Annotated in this window: 15 protein-coding genes; 6 read left to right on the top strand and 9 right to left on the bottom strand. The window is 69.6% G+C overall.

From position 1 onward, the window contains the following. Nucleotides 1-4: 4 nt before the first annotated feature. From HUA76_RS32035 to HUA76_RS32000, 8 genes are read right to left on the bottom strand one after another with little or no spacing between them, the layout of a single operon-like run. Entirely contained in the window at nt 5-1,924 is a 1,920-nt protein-coding gene (locus HUA76_RS32035) for a tetratricopeptide repeat protein (RefSeq protein WP_174462955.1), read from the bottom strand. After that, nucleotides 1,924-2,562 carry a hypothetical protein gene (locus HUA76_RS32030; protein WP_141641922.1) on the bottom strand — a complete coding sequence of 213 codons (639 nt, stop codon included), beginning with the start codon at nt 2,560-2,562 and terminating at the stop codon, nt 1,924-1,926. The genes HUA76_RS32035 and HUA76_RS32030 overlap by 1 nt, the downstream gene beginning before the upstream one ends. Next, nucleotides 2,559-3,077, bottom strand: a complete 519-nt coding sequence (locus HUA76_RS32025; protein WP_174462954.1) for a hypothetical protein — start codon at nt 3,075-3,077, stop codon at nt 2,559-2,561. Before HUA76_RS32025 ends, HUA76_RS32030 begins: the two co-directional genes overlap by 4 nt. After that, entirely contained in the window at nt 3,074-6,349 is a 3,276-nt protein-coding gene (locus tag HUA76_RS32020) for a tetratricopeptide repeat protein (protein WP_174454731.1), read from the bottom strand. The genes HUA76_RS32025 and HUA76_RS32020 overlap by 4 nt, the downstream gene beginning before the upstream one ends. Continuing rightward, nucleotides 6,346-8,007, bottom strand: a complete 1,662-nt coding sequence (locus HUA76_RS32015) for a hypothetical protein (RefSeq protein ID WP_174462953.1) — start codon at nt 8,005-8,007, stop codon at nt 6,346-6,348. The genes HUA76_RS32020 and HUA76_RS32015 overlap by 4 nt, the downstream gene beginning before the upstream one ends. Beyond that, entirely contained in the window at nt 8,004-8,639 is a 636-nt protein-coding gene (locus tag HUA76_RS32010; protein ID WP_141641918.1) for an outer membrane beta-barrel domain-containing protein, read from the bottom strand. The genes HUA76_RS32015 and HUA76_RS32010 overlap by 4 nt, the downstream gene beginning before the upstream one ends. Before the next feature lie 53 nt (nt 8,640-8,692). Further along, nucleotides 8,693-10,906, bottom strand: coding sequence for an AgmX/PglI C-terminal domain-containing protein (locus HUA76_RS32005; RefSeq protein WP_141641917.1), 2,214 nt, complete (start codon nt 10,904-10,906; stop codon nt 8,693-8,695). Between the two features lie 39 nt (nt 10,907-10,945). Continuing rightward, a complete protein-coding gene (locus tag HUA76_RS32000) occupies nt 10,946-11,323 on the bottom strand; it encodes a hypothetical protein (RefSeq protein ID WP_246137093.1) in 378 nt (125 codons plus the stop codon). 318 nt (nt 11,324-11,641) lie between these two features. Here HUA76_RS32000 and HUA76_RS31995 point away from each other — a divergent pair, with 318 nt between their 5' ends. From HUA76_RS31995 to HUA76_RS31970, 6 genes are all read left to right on the top strand, one after another. Continuing rightward, on the top strand, nt 11,642-13,942 hold the full coding sequence (locus HUA76_RS31995; protein WP_174463000.1) for an MtsA protein: 2,301 nt from the start codon (nt 11,642-11,644) through the stop codon (nt 13,940-13,942). 143 nt (nt 13,943-14,085) lie between these two features. After that, the gene (locus HUA76_RS31990) at nt 14,086-15,681 is read left to right on the top strand and encodes a thrombospondin type 3 repeat-containing protein (protein ID WP_174462952.1); all 1,596 of its coding nucleotides are present in this window, start codon (nt 14,086-14,088) and stop codon (nt 15,679-15,681) included. Between the two features lie 170 nt (nt 15,682-15,851). Beyond that, nucleotides 15,852-17,177: a thrombospondin type 3 repeat-containing protein gene (locus tag HUA76_RS31985; RefSeq protein WP_174454736.1), complete on the top strand. Its 1,326-nt coding sequence runs from the start codon at nt 15,852-15,854 to the stop codon at nt 17,175-17,177. Nucleotides 17,178-17,211: 34 nt separating this feature from the next. Next, nucleotides 17,212-19,200 carry a vWA domain-containing protein gene (locus tag HUA76_RS31980; protein ID WP_174462951.1) on the top strand — a complete coding sequence of 663 codons (1,989 nt, stop codon included), beginning with the start codon at nt 17,212-17,214 and terminating at the stop codon, nt 19,198-19,200. Next, the gene (locus tag HUA76_RS31975; RefSeq protein ID WP_174454738.1) at nt 19,197-20,945 is read left to right on the top strand and encodes a VWA domain-containing protein; all 1,749 of its coding nucleotides are present in this window, start codon (nt 19,197-19,199) and stop codon (nt 20,943-20,945) included. The genes HUA76_RS31980 and HUA76_RS31975 overlap by 4 nt, the downstream gene beginning before the upstream one ends. Before the next feature lie 14 nt (nt 20,946-20,959). After that, the gene (locus tag HUA76_RS31970) at nt 20,960-23,365 is read left to right on the top strand and encodes a hypothetical protein (protein WP_174462950.1); all 2,406 of its coding nucleotides are present in this window, start codon (nt 20,960-20,962) and stop codon (nt 23,363-23,365) included. A 333-nt stretch (nt 23,366-23,698) separates the two neighbouring features. On the opposite strand, the gene HUA76_RS31965 is transcribed toward HUA76_RS31970, so the two are convergent. Further along, nucleotides 23,699-24,136, bottom strand: a complete 438-nt coding sequence (locus HUA76_RS31965) for a hypothetical protein (RefSeq protein ID WP_174462949.1) — start codon at nt 24,134-24,136, stop codon at nt 23,699-23,701. Nucleotides 24,137-24,144: the final 8 nt, after the last annotated feature.

Below are 24,144 nucleotides of genomic sequence, written 5' to 3'. Positions count from 1 at the left end.
GCGCCTACTCCGCCTTGGCCGATGCACCCAGCCGCTTCAAGGACAGCTGCGCGTCCTCGTGGTTGGGCTGGAGCTTCAGCGCCGTCTCGTACTCCAGCTTCGCCTCATCCAGCCGCTTCGACGCTTCCAGCAACTGCCCCAGCGCGTTGTGCGGCTCGGCGAAGGTCGGGTCCACCTGAGAGGAACCCCGGAAGGACTTCTCCGCGTCCTTCGCGTTGCCCTGCTGGTACAGCGCGTGGCCCAGGTACAGCAGCGCCAGCGCGTTGCGAGGCTCCACCGCCAGCGCGTCCGTCAGCACCTTGCGCGCCTTCGCGCCGTCGCCGCCGCGCAGGTACAGGAAGCCCAGCTCGGCCCGCGCTTCAATCTGCGCCGGGTCCTTCGCCACCACTTCCTCCAGCTCCGTCACCGCCAGGTCCGGACGCCCGCGTCGCGAGTGGACGATGCCCAGCCGCGCCAGCGCCGCCGTGTCCGCCTCCTCGCCTTCCTTGGGCCGCAGGTACGTCTCCGCACCGGCGTAGTCCCCCATGGCCATCAGGAGGTCCGCCAGCGCCAGCTTCGCCACGCGGTGGTTCGGGTCCTCCTTGAGGACCGCCAGGTAGAGCGGCTGTGCCTTCGCCGACACGCGCTTCTTCGCGTAGGTGTCCGCCAGCGCCAACCGGTTCTCCACCGTGGGCGACAGCGCGACACATTCCTCGTACTGGGCAATCGCGCCGTCGAAGTCACCCTTGGCCTTCAGCGCCTCGCCGTAGCCCGCCCTCGCGGCCGCGTCCTTGGGGAACGCCTCCACCGCCGTCTTCAGCGTGGCCACGGCCTCCTCGGCCTTGCCCAGCGACAGGTACGCACGCGCGAGGCCCTGGTACGCCTCCGTCGTCTTCTTCCCGTCGTCGGTGCTCTTCTCGATGGCCTTCTTGAAGGCCTCCACCGCCTGCTTCTTCTTGCCCTGCTCCAGGTACAGGTGGCCCAGCTGCGTGTACGGCCCGCTGGCCCGGCGCGGCTCCAGCACCAGCGCCTTCTCGAAGGACTTGGTGGCGCGCACGTTGTCGCCCAACTGGTAGTAGGCGAGCCCCAGATTGAAGTGGGCCTCCGCGTACTTCGAGTCGGCGGCGATGGCCTTGAGGAACGCCTCGGTGGCCTTGCGCGGGTCGCCCTTCTCGTTGAGCGCCACGCCCAGGTTGTTCTGCGCGCGCGCGTGCTTCGGGTCCGCGGCGATGGCGCGCTGGTACTCGGCGATGGCGCCGTCGAAGTCGTTCTCGCGCAGCAGCAGGACGCCCAGGTTGTAGTGCGCCTCCGCGTCGCCCAGCTTCTCGCGAGTGGCCTCGCGCAGCGTCTCCTTGGCCTCGCCGTTGAGCCCCTTCTCCGCCAGGGCCTTGCCCAGGTTGACGCGGGCGACGTTCAGCTTGGAGTCCAGCTTCAGCGCCTCACGGTACGCCTCGATGGCGTCGTCCGTGCGGTTGGCGCGCTGCAGGGCCTCGCCCAGGTTGAAGCGCAGCTCCGCGTCCTTCGGCGCCAGCTCCACCGCCATCGAGTACTGGCTGATGGCCACGTCCGTCTCGTCCAGCACGCGGGCCAGCAGGCCCCGCTCCGAGCGCAGCGACGCATCCTCGGGAAACGCGGCGATGGCCTGGTCCAGCAGCGTGCGCGCGGCCTCCGCGTCGCCCGCGAGCCTCAGCGCCCGACCCAGTGCCAGGCGGGGCGGAATCAGGTCCGGCTCCACCTCCACCAGCTTCTTCAGCGGCTCCACCGCCTTCTTCGGCTTGTTCAGCGCGAGGAAGGCCGTGCCCAGGCGATAGAGCGCATCGGCGTCGTCCGGAGACGCGCGCAGCCGGGCACTCTCCACCGCCGCGGTGCGCTCGAGCGCGGCCGCGTCGGGTGGAGGCGTCTGGGCGGTGAGCAGCTGGAGGACTAGGACGCCGGCTTTCGTCATCACAGGTTCTCCACGTAGGGACTGGCACGCGCGTCGAACGTCTTCTTGGCGAGGGCCGTCTTCTTCGCCTCCCAAGCCTCCCGCGCCGTCTTCTCTTCCTTCTGGTCCTCGGAGAGGTCGGCGAGCTCTTCCTTCACCTCCGCGTCGCACTCGGCCACCTGCTCCTCGAACTCCTTCGGGTCCAGCTCCTCGCTGCCCTCCACCTTCGCCTTGCGGGCCGCCGTCAGCTTGGCCAGCTCGAACTTGGCGAAGGCGCAGTTGCGCGCCAGCTCCGACACGTCACGCAACCCCACCGACAGCCGCTGCTTCGCGCGCAGGTACTCCACGCGAGCCTCGGACTCCTCGATGGCCAGCTTCGCGACCTCGCGGGAGACTTCGTCCGTCGCGCGGTCCACCTCGTCCTCCGCCGCCTCCTGGCGGGAGCGGGCGCGGCGGATGTTGTCGCGGGCGCGGTCAATCTCGTTGTTGTTCTCGTCCACCTTGTCGACGGCGAGCGCCAGCTCGTTCTCCGCCTCCAGCAGCTCGATGCGGACTTCAAACGGGAGCTTCTTCACCAGCGAGCCAGGCACCTTCATGCCGTAGCTGGGGCCGCACGCGGCCAGGAAGAGCGGGAGGGTGAGCAGGACGATGTGCTTCATGGAACGGTCGCCTCGAAGCTGCCGAAGATGGTGCGGCCGGAATAGATGTCGATGCCGTTGACGAAGGTGACGTGGAAGTCACCGGTGACACGCTGGCCCTGCGCCGTGGGGAGGTTGTCCACGACGAGCGAGCCTCGCTCCAACTGCGGAAAGACGCGCGCCGGCTCGTCCAGCACGCTGCGGCCGATGACGCCGCGCTGCGCGCCGCCCTCCAGGGACTCGGCCAGGTTGATGGTGAGCCCGCCGGTGTAGCCCTCGGGAATCATGTCCCCCACGCGCGCGCTGACCTTCAGCACGGTGTTCACCCCGGAGCCCTGGGGCGAGACGAAGTTGATGGACAGCTCTCCTTCGGCCAGCACCGCCTCCGCGCGCTTGTACTTCAGGTCCAACAACGGCGACACGCTGCCTTCCAGCGCGCCGCCCTCGTCGCCGCACGCGCACAGCCCGGCCACCAGCGCCACCAGCGCCAGGGTCCGGAAGCCGTGCGAGTGCGTCGGGTGGAGACGCGGGCTCACTTGCACGCCTTCCAGCCCGCGGTGTCCACGTCGGCGCCGTTGAGCGAGCCCACGTCCTTGAGGACGGCCAGGTCTCGCCGCGCCCCGTCCACGTCGCCGAAGCGGCAGCGCAGCGCGGCCAGGTTGAGGCGCGCCTTGTCGTAGGTGGGGTCGGAGTCCATCGCCTTGGCGTACGCGGCGCGCGCGCCCATGGCGTCACCCATGTTGAGCAGTGCCCAGCCCAGCGCCGAGTGCGCCGAGGCCTTGGTGTCCTGGAGCTCCGTGACGCGGCCAAACGTCAGCTGCGCCACGCCGAACTGGCGCGCCTCCAGGTACGCCATGCCCAGCGCTTCCAGCGACTCCACGCTGAGCGTGCGCTCGGCCTTCTTGCGCAGGTCATCCAGCGCGGCCAACTGCGTGGGCGCACCCGGCTGGGGCACCGGCAGCGCGGCCTGTTCGGCGCGCGAGCGGCAACCCACCACCGCCGCGCTGAAGACCTCCAGCGACTCCGCGCGGGACAGACACGCCTTGAATGCCTCCTCCGAGCGCGTCTTCAGCGGGCCGACCTGCTCCTTCACCGCCGCCTGGAACTGCTGCGACTCCGCAGCGGAGAGGCCGCCCGGCACCGGCGTGGACTCGACGACGTCCGCGATGTGCCCGTACGCCAGCGCCAGCCGCCACAGCGAGGCCACCGCCCACTCGGGGTAACCCAGCGACGCGGCCTGCGTGTAGATGCCCTCCAGGCTCTGGAGCGCGGCGACCTTCTCCTCCACCTTGTCCGCCGGCAGGTCCTTGTAGCCGCGGTAGAGAATCTCGCCCAGGAACCACAGGCCCCTGGCCGCCTCTTCCGTCTGGCCGTTGGGGCCCTGCACCGCCGTGGTGAGCGTGGCCACCAGCGCGTCCGCGGACGCCGTGGGCGCCGTGACTGCCTGCACCTCCGCCAGCACCGCCGCCGCGCCCGCGCTCCTCGGGTCCAGCTTCAGCGCCGAGTCGGCCGCGAGCTTCGCGCGCGAGTAGTCCTTCGCCTTCAGCCGCGCCTCGGCCAGCAGCACCAGCACCTCGGACTTGCGCGCGCCCGACACTTCCGCCGCCGTCTCGAGGTTCCGGGCCGCTTCCTTGTACTCACCCAGCGCCATGCGCAACCGCGCGCCAGCAAGCCACCCATCCACGCCGGCGATGTCCGCGCCCAGCTTCTGGCCCACCTGCTCGAACCACGTGGCCGCCTCGCCGAACGCCGCCGCTTCCGCCGCGTGCCGGCCGAGCGTCAGGAGCACGTCCGACAGGTACTGGCTCTTGGGGTAGTCCTGCACCAGCTTGGCGCCCAGGTCGCGCTCGGCCTGCAGGTCGCGCTTCTCGCGCGCCGCCGTGAAGGCGCCGTACAGGGCCTTCTCGCCGATGTCGCTGTTCTTGTTCTCGTCGGCCACCTTCACGAGGCCCTGGATGACGTCGCCCGTCTCCTGGGCGCTCTGCAGCGCCAGCTCGTCCAGCGCCTCGGCGCGGCTCTGGGTGAGAATCTTCTGCACCTCCGCGCGGAAGTTGCCGGGCAGGGGCGAGGTGAGGAACTTCTTGCCCGTCTCGTCCAGGCCCTTGAAGTCGTTGACCTGCCGCAAGCTGTCCAGCGCCAGGTTGCCGGCGACGGTGGCTTCCTTGTGCTGCGGATGGGTGAGGGCGAAGGCGGTGAACAGCTCCGCCGCCTTGGGGTAGTCGCCGTCCTCGTAGAAGGCGCGGGCGATGTTGAACTTCACGTCCAGGACGTTGGGGCTCTTGGGGTAGCGCGACACGTACTCCGCGCCCAGCAGCTTCATCGCCTGACGCGCGTCCGCGACTTCATACGCGTTGCGCTTGAGCGCCTCCTCCGGCTTGAGCGTGGAGAAGTGCGCGAGCAGCGCGGCGTAGAGGGCCTCTTCCTCGCCCTTGGCGTCCTTCGCCTTCGACTCGTAGCGGGCCAGCTCCTCGAACTGACGCGCGGCGCGCGTGTAGTCCTTGGCGGAGAAGAGCGCCTCCGCGCGGTTCTTCATCATCGGCCGCACGTACTGGTCGGGACGGAAGAGGCTCAGGTACGCCTCGTACGCCTCGGCGGTGCTCAGGTAGAGCTCCTTCTCCTCCTTCTTCTGCGCCGCGAGATGGAGCAGGGTGGCCAGGTCGCGCCCCATCTCCTCCAGCTCCACGAGCTGCTTCTTGCGGTCGACCTCCGACAGCTCCGGGTCGGTCTTGGACTGCACCGCCGCGCGCACGAGGATGCGCAGGTCCTCCGGCTCCGGCAGCACCTTGCCCTTGGACGCCTTGAGCGCGTCGTAGAGCTTCTGGCCGCGCTCCAAATCCAGCTCGGGGTCGTGCTGAATCTCCATCAGCTTGCGCAGCGCGGGGATGGCCCACTCGTACTGCTGCTTGATGAAGTAGCGGTTGCCCAGCTTGTCGAGCGCCAGCGCGTAGGTGGCGCGGCTTTCGCTGAGCTTCTCGAAGTAGTTGAGCGCGCCCTTGGCGGGCTTCGCCTCCGTGTAGCTGTAGACGAGGTCAAGCAGCGCCTCGCGCTTCACGTTGAGCGCCTTCTTCACGTCCATGCCCGGCAGGGGGGCGCTCGCGGCCGCGGCCTCGAAGAACGTGACGGCCTCCGCGTGCTTGGCCTGGTTGACGCGAATCCAGCCCATCTTGTAGCGGGCCAGGTCGTGCACGGGGGAGGGCGGGGCCTCCAGGATGGCCTGATAGTGGCGCTCGGCCTCGACGAGGTCCGCCTTGTCGAAGAAGTGGTCGCCGAGAATCTGCTCCGACTCCAGCCGCAGCGGGCTGTTGGGGAACTTGCGCGTCAGGTCGCCGAGCGTCTTGAGCATCTCGTCGAACTGACCGAGTTCGCGCTGCTCGTGCGCCAGGTAGAACGTCACCTGGTCCCCGTCCTTGAAGTCCGGGTACTCGCGCAGCAGGCGGTAGTACATCTGCACGGCCTTCTGCTTCATCAGCCGCGTCTCGGGAGAGACGATGGCGCCCGAGGCTCCCTCCGGCCGGGACTCGGCCTGGAGGTAGTACACGTAGCGGCTCTTCTCCACGAAGAGCTCGGCGAGCCGGAACTGGAGGTCCGGCAGGTACGGCGCGTTGCGGCTCTTGGAGATGAGCTTCTCCGTCTCGCCGATGGCGCGGTCGACCTTGAAGATGTCTCGCTTGAGCTTGGCGATGAACTCGTCGCGCTCCTTCGCCTTCGAGACCATCGGATTGAGGCCGGGGCCCGCCGCGCGGCCCGTGCCTCCGGGGGACGCCGCGAGCAGGGCGGCGGTAATCAGGCCGGTCAGGGGGCCGGTCATGGGGTCTCCTCGATGCAGCGGCTCTCGATGCTGACCCGGTACGACTTGAGCTCGTCGTTCCAGTATTCGCCGTCGAAGCGGAAGGCGACGCTGTCGGGCGTCAGGAGTTGTTCATCCTCGGGCGCCACGATTTTCGCGCCCTTCTTCACGCGCTCGTACAGCTTCAGTCCCACTTCGTATTCCATCAGTCGCACCTGCTCCGCGGCGCGCAGGAGCGTGTCCGCCTCCTGGCGCACGGCCTCCGCCAGTCGCGCGTCGTACACGCGCACGGCCTCGGCGCGAGACAAGTCGTACAGCTTCGTCAGGTGCGAGAAGAGCCGGTCGCCGAAGCTGCCGGCGTAGCGGCCCAGGCGCTCGCCCTCCAGGTCCAGCGTCTCCACGAAGCGCGAGGCGCGCTGGGTGCCACCGTGCGAGTTGGCCGCGCGGCGCAGGCGGAGGTCCTGGGTGAGGTCGTCGCGGTTGCGCACCGCCTCCAGCGAGTCCGCGAACCTGCGCGTCAGCTCCTTCGCCGCGCGCTTGGCGGGCAGGTAGTGGCAGAGGTCGCGGTAGATGAGGGCGCGCAGCAGGTACTTGTCCGGCAGGAACTCGTCGCGGAACGACGGAGCATCCAGGGTGGTGAGGATGCCCAGCGACGCGCGCGGCTCACCCAGCTTGTAGCGGGTCCACGCTTCCTCCAGGTAGAGGCTGGCGCGGCCCGGGTCCAGCTCCGGCAGCTTCACCAGGTTGTACGCCTCCAGCGCGCCCGTGTAGTCCAGCCGCTCGTAGCGCAGGCGGGCCACCGCGAGCGCCGCCTCGTTGCGAGCCTCGCGCGTGAGCTTCTCGTCCTTGGACAGGCCCAGGAAGTCCGCGATGAGCTCCTCGGAGGGCTCCTTCACCTGCTTGAGCCGGGTGACGAGCAGCGCGAACTTCGCGCGGCTGGCCTCGGCGCTCGTCTCCGACAGCTTGGCGAAGTGCGTGTTGGCCCAGCGCTCGTTGCCCACGCGCAGGTCGACGAGGCCCTGCTGATAGTGCGCGTACGCGCCCGTGTCTTCCGGGAGGAAGCCCAGGTCGAGCGCGCCGAAGACCTGCTCGTCGATCATCACGTCGTCGTGCGGCCGGTCCGTCAGCTCCTTCAGCGTGTCGAGCGCGCGGGGGATGACGTTCGGGTTGGAGCGCTCACGGGCGATGCGCGCCAGATACGACGCGCCCGCGTGCGTCAGGCCCAGGTCGATGAGGCTCCGGGCGAGGAAGTACTGCGCCCAGGCGTAGTTGTCGTCCGTCTTGGGCGCGGCCTGGAGCCACGCGTAGAGAGGACCCGCGGCATCGCGCGGCTTGCCGTCGAAGTAGTCCTGCAGCGCCTGGTCGAAGATGGCCGGGTCCACCTTCTGCGGCACGGGCGGCGGAGCCTCGGCGGCGGCCTCCGGCTTCTTGTCGGACGCGGCAGCCGCGGGCGCGCCCTCGGTGCCGGCGGCCGGCGCGGATGCCCCGGACTCGGCGGGCTTCGCGGCCGGAGCGGGGGAGCCCGTCGCGGGTTTGGCGGCGGCGCCGGGCGTGGCCTTCGCGCCGGAAGGAGGTGGCGGCATGGGCAGCGAGCCACCGCCAGACTGGGCGGGAGCCGTCGCTGGAGACACGACGAGCGCGGCGCTGGCGAGCGCGGCGATAAGTGAGCGGGGGGTCATTCCGTGGCGCCGAAGTTGAACGCGGTACCGAGCTGGACCACGGGGACATTGATGATGCGGGAGGCACCCGCGAACACGACGTTGTTCGTCACGTCGAGCCGGAACGACAGCGTCTTGCCGGAGAACATGCGCACGCCCAGGCCCAGGTTGATGGCGGGGCGGAAGCCGTCCTGCCGGTCAATCTTCACCACCGTGCCGCCGCCGAGCAGGAACGCCTCGAAGTGCAGCACGGAGCTGTTGAGCACGGCCGTCTTGCCGTAGAGCGGGCTCCAGACGAGGTCCGAGCCCACCATCCACTGCACCTGGTCCTCGAACGCGGAGGCGGTGGGGGCCACGTCGAAGTCGCGCTCGAGCTGCCGGCGCAGCGACGTCTGGATGTTGTAGCTGTACGTGCCGCGGCCCACCTGCCACGCGAACGTGTCGCTGAAGTGGTACGTGTACGAGACGCTTCCGGTGAGGCCCTTGTAGAAGGCGTCGGCCGGCAGCACGCCGACCCCGAGGTACAGCTCGTGATTCATCCGGTACTGCCGCTCCTGGATGGCGGAGACGGCGCCGGGATTCTCGAGCGCCTCGGCCTGGGCGCGGGCAAGGCCGGGCGCCAGGAACAAGAGAATGAGCAGGGCGTATCGCACGGTGGGGGCTTCCTGGCGGATGAGCGGAACGAAACGCGGGTGGGGGGCCCGCGTCAGTAGCCGACGGAGTTGAAGAGGAACGGGTAGGTGATGATGACCACGCCGCCCTTGGGGGCGGGGAAGGTCCAGGACTTCAGATTGGTGAGGATGCAGGCCTCGACGGAGGCATTGCGCAACGTGGAGGACTTCGTCTTCGCCGCGGCCACGCGGCCGTTGGCGCCGATGGTCCACTCCAGCACCACCTTGCCGGCGAGGCCCGGATCCTTGAGCAGCGCGCGCTCATAGCAGCCGTGCACTTCGTTCAGGTGGCTGTTGATGACGCGGGCCACGGCCTCGCGGTCCACGGTGCCCTGGGTGGAGGCGATGCTGCGAGCGGTGGCGCGCGTGACGGTGCCGCCGACCTTCCCCTTGCCCACCGAGCCCGCGCCCAGCGCGCCGATTCCGCCGCCGCCCTTGCCGCGCAGAAGCTCCGCGCCCAGCGTCGCGCCGCCGCCCTTGCCGCCGCCGCCCAGGCCGAACGTGCCCAGGCCCGCGTTGGCGATGGGCGCCTTTCCGATGAGGCCCGACAGCTTGTAGTTGGAGTTCTTCACGTTCTTGCTGCCCGGGCCGCTGCCCAGCTTGTCCACGGCGGCGAGCAGGTCATTGGTGGCGGGCCCGGCGGCGGACAGCTTCGCCAGCGCCTTGAGCGCCTTGTTCTCCGCGGGCGCGGCGGCCACGGCCTTGGGCTGCTCCTTGGGCGGAGGCGGTGCCTTCTCCACCGGCTTGGGCGGCGCCTTCTCCGCGACCTTCTCCTTCGGTGGGGCCTTCTTCTTGATGGCCTCCAGCTTCTGCTTCGCCTCTTCCTTCTTCTTCGGCTCGGGGGCGATGAGGCGCAGCGCGACGGGCGGCAGGCTCTTCTGGGTGAAGTCCGCCGTCTCCGGCGTGGGCGGCTTGAGCGCGATGAAGGCGCCCATCCCCGACGCGAAGAGCAGGAAGCACATCATCGCCAGCCACGGCAGGCCCTTGAGCGGGTTGACGAACACGCGCGTGGGGATGGGGGCGGCGTAGGCCACCAGCGACATCTGGCCCTGCGTCAGCCGGGCGCCCACGCCCTCGCGCAGCGTGATGAAGCGGCGGCTGCCGTCGGACTCCAGCGCCGCGCCGGTGACGGGGGTGAAGCGGCCGTCATTGCCGCTCTTCTCCACCTCGGTGCCAGGAGGCACGAAGAGGCGGAAGGCGCCGTTGGCCGACTCGGCCAGGGTGAAGGGCCCGGTGCTCTCCGGCAGCGTGAAGCCCCACAGCGGCATCGCGTCGGGGAGGTCCAGCGACGCCTTCACCGGCTGCTTCTTGTCCGGCTTGAAGCGGCGCGCGTCGCGGCGGATGGTGCCCCAGTAGAGCTCCAGGTAGAGCTGGGGCGTGCCCTTGCCCGGGTCCAGGCGCGGCGCATGCGTGGGCCTGGACGCGGTGACGCGCGGCTCCTGGAGCAGCGGCCCTTGCGGCGCGGGCAGCGGCTCCAACGCGACGTCCGCGAGCAGATCATCCGCGAACAGCATGCCCGTGTTCGCGGCCTGCGGAGGCTCCTGCGTCACGCGGCGGCGCACGGACGGCACGGTGCCGGCGGGCACGGGCTGGTGGGGGGCCTGCAGCGGCACGGGCTGCGGCGCGGCGGCCACGTGGGCCTGGGCGTTGATGGAGGCCTGCGGCGCGTGCGCGACGGGCGCCGGCATGGGGACCATGGCGGGCGCGGCGGACTGCTGCGGATAGATGGCCTGCGTCGCCGCTTGCGCCGGATGGGCCTGCTGCTGTGGCACGGCGCGAATCGCGGGCACGGTGGTGGCCAGTGGCTGCGCGGGCGCGGTGGCGGGGCGGAGCTGGCGCACGGGCGCGGCCTGCTGCGCGGGGGGAGGCGGCGCGGGCTGCGGCGTGCCGAACAGCGCGGCGACCTCCGGCGGAGGCTGCGGCTTGGCCTCGTGGGGCTTCTGCGCCAGCACGCGCGTCTTGAGGACGAAAGGTCCGCACAGCACCTCATCCACGGAGCGAATCTCGCACGCGGTGACGCGGTGGCCGTTGACGAACAGGCCCGTGGCGGTGCCCGCGTCCTGGATGGCCGCGCGTCCGTTCTGGAAATAGAGCAGCGCGTGGCGCGGCTCCACGGCCGGGTCTTCCAGCCTCAGGTCCGCGGACGGGTCTGAACCGAGCGCATACGTGCCGGGGACGAAGACTTCCGTCCCAACGAGGAGTCCGTCGCGGAGGATGACGACTTGCAGGACGCTGGGCTGGCCGCTCAACGGTGACGCTCCCTTCAAGGGCTGGTGGGCGGTGCTGCCCTACTGGTCGTACACCGTGGCGAGCGTTTCGGCGCGGAAGCTGTCGCGCTCGCGGATCATCGACCGCGTCTTCAGCTCCTTGCGGTCATAGAGATAGACGGCGCCCGACTTGTTCGTCTGGCCCTGGATGAGCCGGTCGTCGAAGTCGATGCGGGACGGTCCGCGCTGCGGCGGCGCCGAGGAAGTGGCGGCCTCCGACTCGCCCGTCACCGGGTCCGTCACGGGCGCGCTCTTGGTTTCAATTTTCGGCGGGGCCTTGGCACTGGACTTCTTGCCAGCCTTCGACTTCGCCGATTTCGCGGAACGGCCGCGGCCTTGGGCCCAGGCGTCGCTCGGGATGAACAGCGTACCGATGCCGAGGAGCTGGGCGACGGCCATGCAGAGGAGGAAGCGTCGCATCATCAACAGGTTAAGCGATGCGTGTATGGACCTGTCAACGCACACTCCAGGGCTGTTCGTGAGACGTCGGTCAACAGGTGTGGGGGGCACTCCACCCCATGTGGGGCGCGTGCTCCACGACAGCACTTGCTCGTTGCCGGCCGAGCGGAAAGATGTCGTGCCGCTCCGTGTCTGAAGTCGCTGTCCAACCGGGCGGGCACGGGGAGAATCCTCGTGGCCTCGCGCGAGAGGAGGGAGGATGCTTTCTCGCGAAAGGTACCGGGACACGACGTGACGAGCGCGGCGCGCAAGTGGGCAATGCTGGCGGTGGGCGTGGCGCTGTGGAGCGCCGCCGGGTTTGTGGGCTACCGCCTGAGCACGCGGGGCGGACGCACATCCGCGCCTCCAGGGTCCTCCGCGCCCCCCTCCTCGGGAACGGCGCCGAGGCTCGATTCGGTGGGCCCCCGGCTCACCAGCAATGAGACCTCCCAGCCCCTGTCCATCCAGGGCGCGAGGCTGGTAGCGGGATTGCGTTTGTCACTCGGTCCACCACTGTCGCGCGAGCTGCCGTTGACGGTGGTCGACTCGGGCCATGCCTTCGCCCGGCTGCCCGCGGGGCTGGCGCTGCCGGAGGACCTGCCCCAGGTGGTGGTGGAGGTCCGGCTGGTGGCGGACGGGGGCGCGCCTGTCGAGGGGAGCGCCCCCCTCACGCTGGTGAACGACCGCGCCTTTCCCGACCTGACGGGGATGGTGGCGTCGCCGGATGGGCGCACGCTGTTCGTCGTCTCGCCGCCCACGGACACGGTGTACTCCCTGGACGTGGGCTCGGGCCGCGTGGAGCGATTGGCGGTGGGGGACGGTCCCTCCGCGCTGGCGACGTGGAAGGATGCGCGCGGCCGGTCCTTCCTCGGTGTGGTCCATCGCTACCAGCCGGAGTTGCGCGTGTTCGCGCTGGACTCCAAGAGCGAGCCTCGGGTGTTGCCCGCGCCCCTGGGCGCCTCCGGCCTGGAGGTGGATGGCGCGCGTGGCGTGGCCTTCATCGCGGAGCAGGTGAGGGACACGGTGCGGGCTGTCTCGCTCGAGGATGGACGCGAGCGCTGGGCCGCGCCGGTGGACCCCAATCCGCGCGCGCTCGCCCGATGGAAGGACCTGCTGGCGGTGGGCAGCCTCCAGACGGGGCAACTGGAACTCTTGCGTCAGGAGGACGGCGCGCGCGCGTTCACCGTGGTGCCCGGGCCTGGAGTGGCCATCGTCGGCGGCAACACGGAGCGCTTCCGCGCGCAGGTGATGGGGGGAAAGGCGCCTCGCGCGCTCGTCGCGAGCCAGAAGCTGGGCCGCCTCTTCATGGCGAGCCTGGGCCCCAATGTCGGGCCCAATCCCCAGCGCATGGAGGTGAGCAACAACAGCGGCGTGGCCGTCATCGACCCGGCGCGTGGCGACTATGTGAGACACCGGGGCTTCGGCGCGGGAGTGACGGAGGGTCTGGCGCTCGACGAGGCCACGGAGCTGCTCTACGCGGCGGACGTGGGCATCGGCTGGGTGCGGGTGATTGACGCCCGGGCGCTGGTTTCCAGCGACGACACGGTGGCGCGCGGCGCGGTGCTTCAGAAGGTTTCGCTGACGCCGCCCGCGGACATGCCGCGCATCCGTCCGGCCGGGGACTTCTCGACGAAGGGACGTGCGGGCGAGGAGCTGCACTCCGGGCCGCGCTCACTGGTGCTCTCTCCCGACGGCGCCACCCTCTATGTCCTCAATCGCTTCAGCCGCGAGGTGGCGGTGGTGGACGTGCGCGACGCGCGCAAGGGGCGGCAGGGGGTGGTGACGCGGCGGCTCCCGGTGGTGGTGACGCGCGCGCAGGCCAAGCGGCAGCTGGGACAGGTCCTCTATTACGCGGACCTGGGACGCACCGGCATCACCTGCGACGGCTGTCACATCGAGGGACACACCGGCGGGGTCTTCTACGAGAAGACGCGGCCCAATCGCATCTACCGCTCGCCCACCGTGCTGGGCAGCCGTGACACGCCGCCCTTCTTCACGCCCGCCAGCCAGCACAACCTGGCGGAGACGGCGAGCTTCGTGGGCGGACGCAACCGCTTCCACAACCCGGACCCGTCCCCCTCCGAAGTCGAGGCGCTCACCCTCTATACGTCGCTGATGGTGACGCCACCCAACCCGTACCGGGGCGAGGATGGCGCGCCGCTGGAGTCGGTGACGCTCCCGGATGGACATGTGGGTCGTCCCGCGCGGGGGCGCGCGTTGTTCGAGGGGCGGGGCGGCTGTCTGGCGTGCCATCCCGCGCCGCTCTACACGTTGGACCAGGACGCCCGGACGCGAGGCCAGTACCTGGACGTGGGCACTCCCGTGGCCCTGCCGCTGCGCATCGAGCAGCAGGACCTGGTGGTGGGCGCGGCGCCGCCGTCGCTGGTGGGCACGTGGGACATGTGGCCGCTGCTCACGAGCGCCACGGCGGGTTACGCGGTGAAGGATGGCCGGCTGGTGGTGGACACGCGCTTCCCCTTGAGGACGGTGCTGGAGACGGCCGGGCCCGCACACGGTGATGCGCGCGCCTTCAGCCCCGAGGAGCGGGACGACGTGCTCGCCTTCCTGCTCACATTGTGAGCACGCGTCGGAACGCGGCGCGTCCGGCGTTCCGTGGCGGGGCGAAATTACGGCCCGCGGTGTGTGCAGGCGTCTGAAGAATTCGACGCGGACACCGCTGTCACTTGCGTTGCCGTGGGGGGCTGGGGTCTACAATCCATCCGATGCGCCCCCTTCCGCGCTCCGCGTGGCCGCTGCTACTCCCGATTCTGCTCCTGTCCTGCTCCGACGCGGGTCTCTATGCCATCGACGGGCGTGGGGCCAACCAAGGTGACCGCGCCAACTTCTCCGGCACCGTCTGTGTTCCGCTCGCGGGCGGCGACGCGTTTCCCACCAAGGTCGTCTTCGCGCTGCAGGGAGGCGAGGGCGTGGAGACCGAAATCGTGGGCTATGCCACCGACGGCCTGTCCACGCTCTCCAGCCGCTTCTCCGGCCCGTTCGTGAAGTTCGGCCTCGTCGCCTACCACTCGGTGGCCACCGGCATCCTGGGCGGCTTCTCCGACGCGGCGGACTTCCAGGCCGCGCTCCCGCGCTACGCCACCTATCAAGAGTCGGGGCCCATCAGCGTCCGCTCCTCGCTGCGGTTGGGGAAGACGCTGTTGTCCGGCGACATGCAGACGGCGTGTCGCGGCGAGGTGGCCCGCACGCGTTACATGGTGGTCATCGTGGTGCGCAGCCAGGACACCAGCTGCTCCAACCCGGCCTTCAACATCGGCCTGGACGCGGCCTGCAACGCGCTGACGGACAAGGTCGCCTGCAGCGAGTGCGAGCTCACCGCCGTCACCGGCGAAATCAAGGCGCTGGCCCAGCAGTACGGCGCGGGCGAGGTGGTGGTGCAGCCCATCTATGTCCGAGGCGCCGTGCCGGACCCGGCCACCCGCGCGCATGTCGCGGCCATCGCCCATGCTGGCGGCACCGAGCCCATCGAGACGGACGCCGCGGGGCTGCCCGGCACCCTCACCGGGCTGAAGTACGCCGCGCGCACGAACACCCTCAAGCTCAAGCGCTTCCTCGCCTTCAACCGCAACGTGGCGGTGCGTGCAGGCCAGGTGCTCGCCGACAGCGACGGTGACGGCCTGCCCGACGTGGACGAGGACGCGCTCGGCACGGACCCGCTGCAGCTCGACTCGGACCAGGACGGACTGATGGATGGCCTGGAGGTGCGCGTCGGGTTGGATCCGCTGCTGCCCGACGTCATCAACGGCTGCAGCATCTCCCTGGACGACGATGGCGACCGGCTCAACACCTGCGAGGAGCGCGTGCTGGGCACCAACCCCTGCATCGGCGACACCGACGGCGACACCCTTCCGGACCTGGTGGAGGCCCTGTCGCAGACCAACCCGCTCGTGCCGGAGGACCTGCTCGACTCGGACCGCGACGGGCTGACGAACATCGCGGAGATTGAAGCCCACGGAGACCCGCTCAGCGCCGACCTCGACTTCCACCGCGAGCGCGGCTACGGCTACGACCTGGTGGAGACGGACCCCACCGTCGACGGCCGCATCTGCTACGCGACGCGCGTGGAGAACATCTCCCTCGTCGCGACGCGCGAGCGGCCCCACCCGCTCATCCCCGGCGAGGTCATCCCCGCGGGCACCAACGAGGTGTACCTCTACCTCCAGGCTGGCCGGGACAATGACCCGCGCGGCGCGGGCATCGGCTCGCTGCTCATCCAGCCCATCCAGTACGACAAGGACGAGGGACGTACCCCCTCGGGCATCCTCCCCCTCGACCCAGAGGCCTTCATCCTCGGAACGTGATCCACCCGTGAATGAGGGGTCTACCCCTCGTTCGGACTGGGGAGTGCCCCCCACACTCTCCGGTCCACAGCCTGATGCGCCGCGCACAAGTGCCTGAAACTGTTGGAATTTACTTCAGGCAAGGGTGCGGATCGTCTCTTGCTAATGGCCCGGGGCTGAAAGGAGTCACCATGACACTCGTTCGTCTCGCTCCCGCGCTGCTGCTCGGGGCCTTCCTCGTCGTGAACCCTGGCACTGCCCAGGCGCAGAACAACGACAACCCTGACAACCCGGAATGCCTCGGCGATAGCTGCGGCCGCCCACAGGAGGTGGGTGGAGGTTGTGGCTGTGGTTGCGGCTCCGTGTGGGTGAACTACACGGATGACGGCGACACGCTGTCGTACACGGATGACGCGGACGGCGACGGCCGCGCGGACGACCGGGACAACTGCCCGTTCGCCTCCAACCGTGACCAGACGGACGGCGACGGCGACGGCGTGGGCAATGTCTGCGACAACTGCTCCACGCTCTCCAACTTCCAGCAGCGCGACGCCGACGGCGATGGCCAGGGCGATGACTGCGACACGGACCGGGACAACGACGGCGTGGCGAACGAGCAGGACAACTGCTCGCTGATTCCGAACGTGGACCAGTCCGACCTGGATGCCGACCGCGCCGGCGACGTCTGTGACTCGGACGATGACAACGACAACGTGGCGGATGGCGCGGACAACTGCCCGCGTCGGTCCAACCCGGACCAGGTGATGCCGACGGATGGCAGCCAGTGCCGCGTGGACGCGGACGCCGACAACATCTCCGACAACGGCGACAACTGCCCCGGGCTCGCCAACCCCGACCAGTCCGACAAGGACAACGACGGCCTGGGCGATGCGTGCGACCCGGACGCCGATGACGACAGCATCCTCAACGAGGTCGACAACTGCCGTGACGTCGCCAACCGCGAGCAGGCGGACGACGACCGCGACGGCCTGGGCGACGCGTGCGACCGGCTCTACTGCCTCGTGGTGGACCCCACCCAGAAGGACAAGTGCCTGGACCCGAAGTCCCCCTTCACGGTCAGCGCCGGCGGCACCATGCGCCTGTCGAAGTCGGGTGAGACGCTGCGTCCGCCGCTGTTCGCCAACCGCAACGGCGCGGCCATGGAGTACCGCTGGACGGTGACCCGGCGCCCCGATGGCTCCAACTCCGTGGTGGAGAACCCCCAGGGCGCGGTGACGCTCAGCCGCAACTGGCAGTACTCCTACGTGGACGGCAGCGTTCCCAACTTCGTGCCGGACACCGAGGGCACGTACGAGCTGACCGTGGAGGCCCGCCTGGCCTTCGCCGACCGCGTCTTCCCGGACAGCCGCGTCGCCACGTCCACCCTGGTGCTGACGGTGGGCGAGGGTGACGAAGGCGGTCCGAACTGCAACTCCGTGCCCGCGGGCTTCAGCGCCACGGCGCTTGGCGCCGCGCTGCTGGGCGTCCTGATGCGCCGCCGCCGCCGCGAGCAGTAAATCTCATCGTCTGTTGCCAGGAGGTCGTTTCCCCATGCGCCGCCTTCTTCGTTTCCCGCTCTTCGCGGCGGGCCTCCTGGCCACGGGACTGCTGTCCTGTACCGACTCGATGCTCGAGCCTCGAACGGAACAGCAGTCCCATGTCGATGACAGGGTGATGCTCCAGGGGCGCGTCTGCACGCGCCCGCCCAACCCCGCCGGCTTCCCCGTGAAGGTGGTGGTCGTCATCGACGAGTCGGGAAGCATGTGCATCTCCGACCCGCCTGGCGCGCAGCTGGACAGCGGCTTCTGTCAGCAGGCCGAGGTGCAGGCCATCATCCCGCCCGGCGTCACCGAGCCCGCGCGCGTGCGCGCCCTCAAGCGCCTGGTCGCGCAGTTCCGGCAGGTGAACGCGGCGGGCGGCAACGTGCAGGTGTCCGTCGCCCCGTTCGAGACCAACGTCCGCAACGTCTGGCCCCCGGCGACGACGGGCGACCGCTTCGCCCGGCCGGACACCAACATCGACACCTATATCGACGGCCTGCAGAGCCAGCTGGGCAAGGGCACCGACTACCAGGGCGCCCTGTCGTACGCCTACAGCCTCATCGCGAGCGACATCAACGCCGTCGCGCTGTCCAATCCGGAAGTCCTGCCGCGCACCCGCTACGTCGTCGTCTTCCTCACGGACGGCACGCCGTATCCGCGCTGCTCCGCCACCGACAACCTCAGCGTCTACGCCGGCCCGGACAGTCCGGACCTGACGTGGGCGGACTCCCTCATCGGCTTCTGCAACGCCACCAGCACGACGGACCAGATTGACGGCTTCGAGATTGGGACGGACCGCAACCAGAACTACCAGCTCTTCAGCTACGTGCGCCGGCTGATGGAGTTGAAGGACCAGTACAACGTGGGCGACGTGCGCATGCACACGGTGCTGCTGTTCAACCAGGAGGCCGTGCGCGCCTGCGGCACCATCTGCGAGCAGATCTACGGCGTCTACCCGGGCGTGGCGCCGGCCGAGTACCCGGCGGCGGCGAAGAAGATCGCCGCCTGGCTGCTGACGCGCTTCGCGGAGATGGGCAACGGCGTGTACCAGGAGTTCAACGACACCGCTGAAATCTCCAACCTGGGCCTGGGCGCGCTGGACTACTCGTCCTTCGCTTCGCGCAACGTGATGAAGACGCTGCTGGTGGAGCCGCTCAGCTCCGGCCCGGGGCTGGAGGCGCGCATCGTGGACAGCGACGGCGACGGCGTGCCGGACGACGTGGACAACTCCTTCACGCTGAAGACCAACCCGTTCAACGCAGACAGCGACCGGGACTGCTTGAACGACGGCTTCGAGCAGCGCCGCGAGGACCAGGGCTTCAAGGCGGCCAATGACTTGGACGCGCGCGGGTGTGACCCGGACTCTCCGCTGACGCCGCGCTGCACGTGCCGCGACACGGATGGAGATGGCCTGTCGCAGTTCGCGGAGTCGTACCTGCGCACGCGGGAGACCATCGTCGACAGCGACGGCGACGGCATTCCGGACAGCCTCGAGGCGCGCTGGGGGCTCGACCCGATGGAGCCCAGCGTCGCGGGCCTGGACACGGACGGTGACGGCCTGCCGGACGAGGTGGAGCTGCGCGCGGGCACGGACCCCACGCGTCGGGACAGGGCCTTCTTCGAGAAGAACGGCTTCCAGTATGAGACGCGCATCGCGGAGGTGCTGCCCAACGGGAGCGTCTGCTACGACTACACCGTCTCCAATCTCCAGATGGTGACGACGCCGGACCGGGTGGGCGCCAAGCAGGGCTTCAACCTCTTCAAGCTGTGGTTCGCGGAGGCCCCCGAGAGCGGCGTGGCCACCGACTACGGCGTCTGGCGCTCGGCCTGTGCCTGGTCCCAGTACGCGCCGCCGAGCGTGCGCGTGCCGGTGGGTCCGGAGCTGACGCTGACGAATGACAACTTCATGATTCCCACGGACCTGAGCAATCCCTGGGAGAACCAGGGGCGGTGTGTGGGCACGACGCCGGCGGGTCAGCAGGGAGGAGTCAACCCGTGAGTGTGGCTGGACGTATCCTGGCGGGCCTGATTGTCGCGCTCGTGCTGGTGGTGGCCTGTTCCGATTCGTATCTGTATGACCCGCGCCGGGACGTGGATGTCCCCGTGGACCGGGCCATCTCGATGCAGGGCCGCTTCTGCACCGTCGGCTCCAACGAGGTGGTGCGCCCCATCAAGCTCATCATCGCCATGGACGCCTCGCAGTCCATGCGCGTCAGCGACCCGGATGGCACGCGCGCCACCGCGCTGGTGGAGCTGATTGAAAACCTGCCCAGGGACCCGGAGGTCTACCTGGCGGTGGTGGTCTTCGCCGGCAGCACCACGGCGTTCCTCACCCAGGCGCCGGGCAACCCCCCGCAGGACGGCTTCATGCAGGTGTCCAGCATGGACGACGCCCGGATGCGCCAGCTCACCGAGCAACTGCTCACCTTCCGCAACCCGGACAACTCACCGAACCGGGACTCGACGGACTTCGTCAAGCCGCTGTCGGACATCTACTCGCTCATCAACACGGACATCGCGCGCAGCCGGCTGGAGCCGGGTGGGGCGCAGGCGCTTGCGCAGGCGCGCTACTCGCTCGTGTTCCTGTCGGACGGCAAGCCCACCCTGGACCAGGACGACGAGCTGCTCCAGGGTGACGCGGTGGTGCGCATCCGTCAGCTCCGGGACCTGGTGGAGGACGTGCGCGTCAACACCGTGCACGTCTTCACTCCCACGCAACCGGTGTCGTCGGTGTGTGACTTGTCGGGCGACGGCGGCTGCCCGCTGCTCATCATCAACCAGAACGCGGACCGGCTGGATAAGATGGCCGAGCTGGGCGGCGGCAACTTCCGCGACTTCCGCAACAACGAGCCCATCAACTTCCTGGACTTCTCCTTCGGGCAGGTGCGGCGCACCTTCATCGTGAAGGAAGTGATTGCGACCAACTTCTCCGCGCCGCCGGGCAGTCCGTTGGACGCGGCGGACACGGACGGAGACGGTCTGTCGGACGCGCGCGAGGCGGAGGTGGGCTCGAACCCCAACCTCATGGACACCGACGGTGACGGCTTCAGCGACGGCGTGGAGGTGTACTTCCGCGACCGCGGCGTGGACTTCGACCCCATCCAGGTGGCGGACCCGGACGGTGGCGGCCTGGACAAGGGCTGTCCTCCGCTCTTACGCGCCTCGGACACCGACTGTGACGGGCTGCTCGACTGCGACGAGCAGTTCATCGGCACCAACGCGACGCTGGCCGACAGCGACCGCGACGGCGTGCCGGATGGCATCGAATGGCGCGGCGGCACCCAGGGCGCGAGCAATGATTTGGACGAGGACCCGGATAACGACGGGCTCACGAGCCGCGCGGAGCTGCGCCTGCACACCCGCCCACTGGAGGTGGACACCGCCCACCTGGCGGCGGAGGGCTACCGCTACTCGTTCGAGGCGGACGGCCCGCCGGATGAGCTGGGCCGTCAGTGCTACACGCTGAGCGTGGGCAACGTGCTCCTGGCGCCCACCGTGGCCGCCGCGGATGACGCGGGTGTCGTCACGCGCGGCGCGGGCTTCAACAACGTGGCGTTGTCCGTGGCGATGGTGCCCGCGGACGACCCGACCGCGCGCACCCAGGTGCGCACCTTCCGCGTGGACTCCGTGCGCTACCCGGTGGGCGGCATCAAGTCCCCCGCCGACGGCATCATCCGCGTAGCCCCCGAGGACTTCGTCGACGGCTGCCCCGGCCGCGCCGACGTCTCGCTTCCGACGCCGTGAGAATCGACGCTCCCATGAAGACCCAAGTCCGACTGTTGTCGCTCGCGCTGCTCGCCCTCACCGCCTGCTCCTCCGGGGGCGGTGACAAGGAGGACGCGGGCACTCCCCAGGTGCAGGACCTCTGCAACAGCCGGGAAGAGGCGCTGACGCTGGCCGAGTGCGAGCTCAAGCCCGGTGAACCGCTGGAGCGCCTGCTCGTCAAGGAAGGGGCGACGCGCGAAGGCGACCAGGACTGGTACCGCATCGTCCTGCCCGCCAACACCAGCGCGCGCACGCTGCTCAACCTCAACGGGCTCTACGTGGCCTCCAGCACCGCGGTGCAGCTGTCCATCAGCGTGCTGGAGACGCTGCCCGACGGGTCGGAAAGCTCGCTGGCGAAGAAGGACGACAAGCATGGCCAGGGCGCGCCGAAGCCGGTGGACATGGTGGTGCCGCTGCGCGACGACCTGAAGGGCAAGACGGTGCTGGTGCTGGTGCAGGACGCGCCGGACGTCGTCTCCCAGCCCAAGTTCGATGCGCGCAACCCCTACCGGCTGACGCTGCAGATCACCGAGAACCCGGACACGCACGAGCCCAACGACGCCCTCGCCGCCGCCACGCCGCTGTCGTTGGCGTCGCAGGGCGCGGGCGTGCAGGTGGGGACGGTGTCGGGCTTCCTGGCCACGGACAACGACGTGGACCGCTACACCTTCGACCTGCCCGTGGGGAAGGTGGCGTACGTGAGCGTGACGGCGCCGGACCTGGGCTTCGTGCCCAACTGGCGGCTGTCGTACCAGCTCCTGCGCCCCGGCTTCCTCACCAAGGAGGAGAAGGAGGACGAGGGCGAGGTTCGTCCGCAGGTGCGCCCGGGCGTGCTGGCGACGGCGCGCAAGGTGAAGGCGGAGCACGCGGGCAAGTGGATGCTGGTGGTGCGCGGCTACCGCGGCATCAGCGACCGGGACACGTCACAGGGTGATGTGCGCCAGGGGTACGACGTGGAAATCCGCGTCCTGGACGAGGCGGACGCGCAGGACCAGACGCAGCTCGGCAACGACAAGGTCGGCGACGCGCTGCTGCGAGACCTGGCCTCACCGTCGCCCGCGTCGTCCACGGCCTTCACCGGACGCATCGGCTACATCGGCGACCAGGACTGGTATGGGGTGCGCCTGCCGGCCTCCACCGTGCCCACGCGGCTGCGCTACCGCGTGGTGCCGCTGGCGACCGGGGCCCGCTTCCCCGCGCTGCCGGACACGCCGGACCGCCAGGTGCTCGTTTTCACCCTCGTGTCGAAGGGGGCGAACCGGGAGGAGTGGCGGACCGCGTGCACCAATGACTCGACGGCGTGCCCCAAGGGCTACGGGGAGAATCCGGACATCGTCGCGCTGGTGCAGGGGTACTGCCAGCGCGCGGACCTGCCGGCACCCATGTGTCTGCACTCGCTGCGCGAGGAGACGTCGAACAACCCGCGCTTCACCAACCTGAGCAACTTCGAGGGCGTCATCCCGGTGCCCCCGCGCGCGGCCTCGGAGCTGTACTACTTCAACGTCCAGGACGACGGCACCAACTGGGCGGATGACAAGGACTACCGGCTGGACGTGACGTGGGAGGCGGAGGACGCGGACGAGGTCAGCCGCTACGGCGGGACGTCGACGGAGTCGGCGGTGTCCAAGCCCCTGGCCTCCACCACGGCCTTTCCCGCGCCGCCGGACACGGCGGAGTACACCGTCACCGGCCGGCTGTCGCATGGCTATGGACGGCTGCGCAACGGCGATGACCGCATCAACGGCCGGGGCGTGCGCGGCCCCATGGACTACGACGCGGTGCCGTCCGACGTGGACTCCTTCATGTTCCAGCTCCCCGCCGTGCCGCCGCCGGAAGACCGCGCGTGGCTGGTGCAGTGGGAGGTGGCGAAGCAGCAGGACGGTGGCTCGGTGCACGGCCTCGCGCTGGACCTGACCTTCTGTGACGGCGACGCCGTGGCGGGCGCCGACGGAGGCACGGTGCCGGACAGTGGCATGGGCGAGGGCTGCGTGGCGGTGAGGGCGGGCAGCCGCAACCAGGCGCTGACGCTGGGCTACCGCTCGGACGCGCTGCGGGCGTGGCACACGCCGGCGAATGCTCCGCTGAGCAGCTTCCAGCCGCTGTTCAACCTGGAGGAGCGCCCCGACTCCACCGTCGTCACCCTGGCCCCGTACGCGTGTGGCTGTCTGGAGCCGCGCTTCATCCGTGGCGGGAAGATGCGCGTGGATGTGTCGGCGGCCGAGCGCACGTCCTACGAGCAGGTGGAGTACACGCTGCGCACCGGCTACGGCGACTATCCCCAGTCGTACACGCGGGACGGCGGCGTGACGACGCAGTGCCCGGGGCTGGAAGACGCGGGTACGCCAGACGGTGGCGCTCCCGGGCCGCGCGGGGGCTGTGCCTTCACCCGTCAGCCGTGAGTGGGCGCTGGGCCGGGTGACTCGCTCCCAGCGCAGTCACCTGGTTCGATGCGGTGTCTCGCGATGTGTCTGACCCGGCTCCAACGAGGCGGGCAGCAGGCGAGGCGGGGTGGATGGAACAAGGGGCGACGAAGCCGTCGCTCCTGCGGGGAGACCTGGCTTTCGCGAGGCCATCACCCGGTGTCCGGCGGAATGTGTGTGATTGTCGCGAGGCCTGGCGCGCGGTGTGGGCCAGCGACTTCGCGAGGTGCGCCACGGCGGGCGGGCGAGCGAACGACACCCACCTGGGTGGGGTGGCGGGTGGTGCCCGTCACCCTTCACCCTCGGGGAGGCTCAGGGAGGCGCGATACCCTGTCCGTTGAGGGCGATGACCTTCTCCGGAAGGTTCGCCGCATTGGACTTGATGGTGATGGTGCCCTGGTACACTTGGGCCTCGCGCGGCTTGAACGTCACCTCGATGAAGACGTGCTTCAGCGAGGGCACCTGCAGGGGCGTGCCGGCCGTGTAGTCATTGGAGACCTTCATCGTGAACACGGACGGAGCGTTGAGGGTGATGTCGGTGATTTCCAGCGTATCCTCCCCCATGTTCGTCACCATGACCGAGTTGAAGCCACTGGTTCCGACGAAGGTGCCCGCGTTGAACTCGCGGTCGAATGCCATCTCGTCGCGGTCCGAGACAAGCTGCGGGGTCTTGGGAAGTTCTTCGGCGCTCTCACCGCAGGCCGCGAGTGAGAAGAACAGAATAGGGAGCCACGGGGTGTGCAGTCGCATGGACGTTC

Origin of the sequence: Myxococcus sp. CA056, assembly GCF_013336715.1 — a bacterium.
GTDB lineage: Bacteria > Myxococcota > Myxococcia > Myxococcales > Myxococcaceae > Myxococcus > Myxococcus llanfairpwllgwyngyllgogerychwyrndrobwllllantysiliogogogochensis.
Note: the sequence above shows the minus strand (reverse complement) of the source record. Positions and strands in the feature narration are given on the sequence as shown.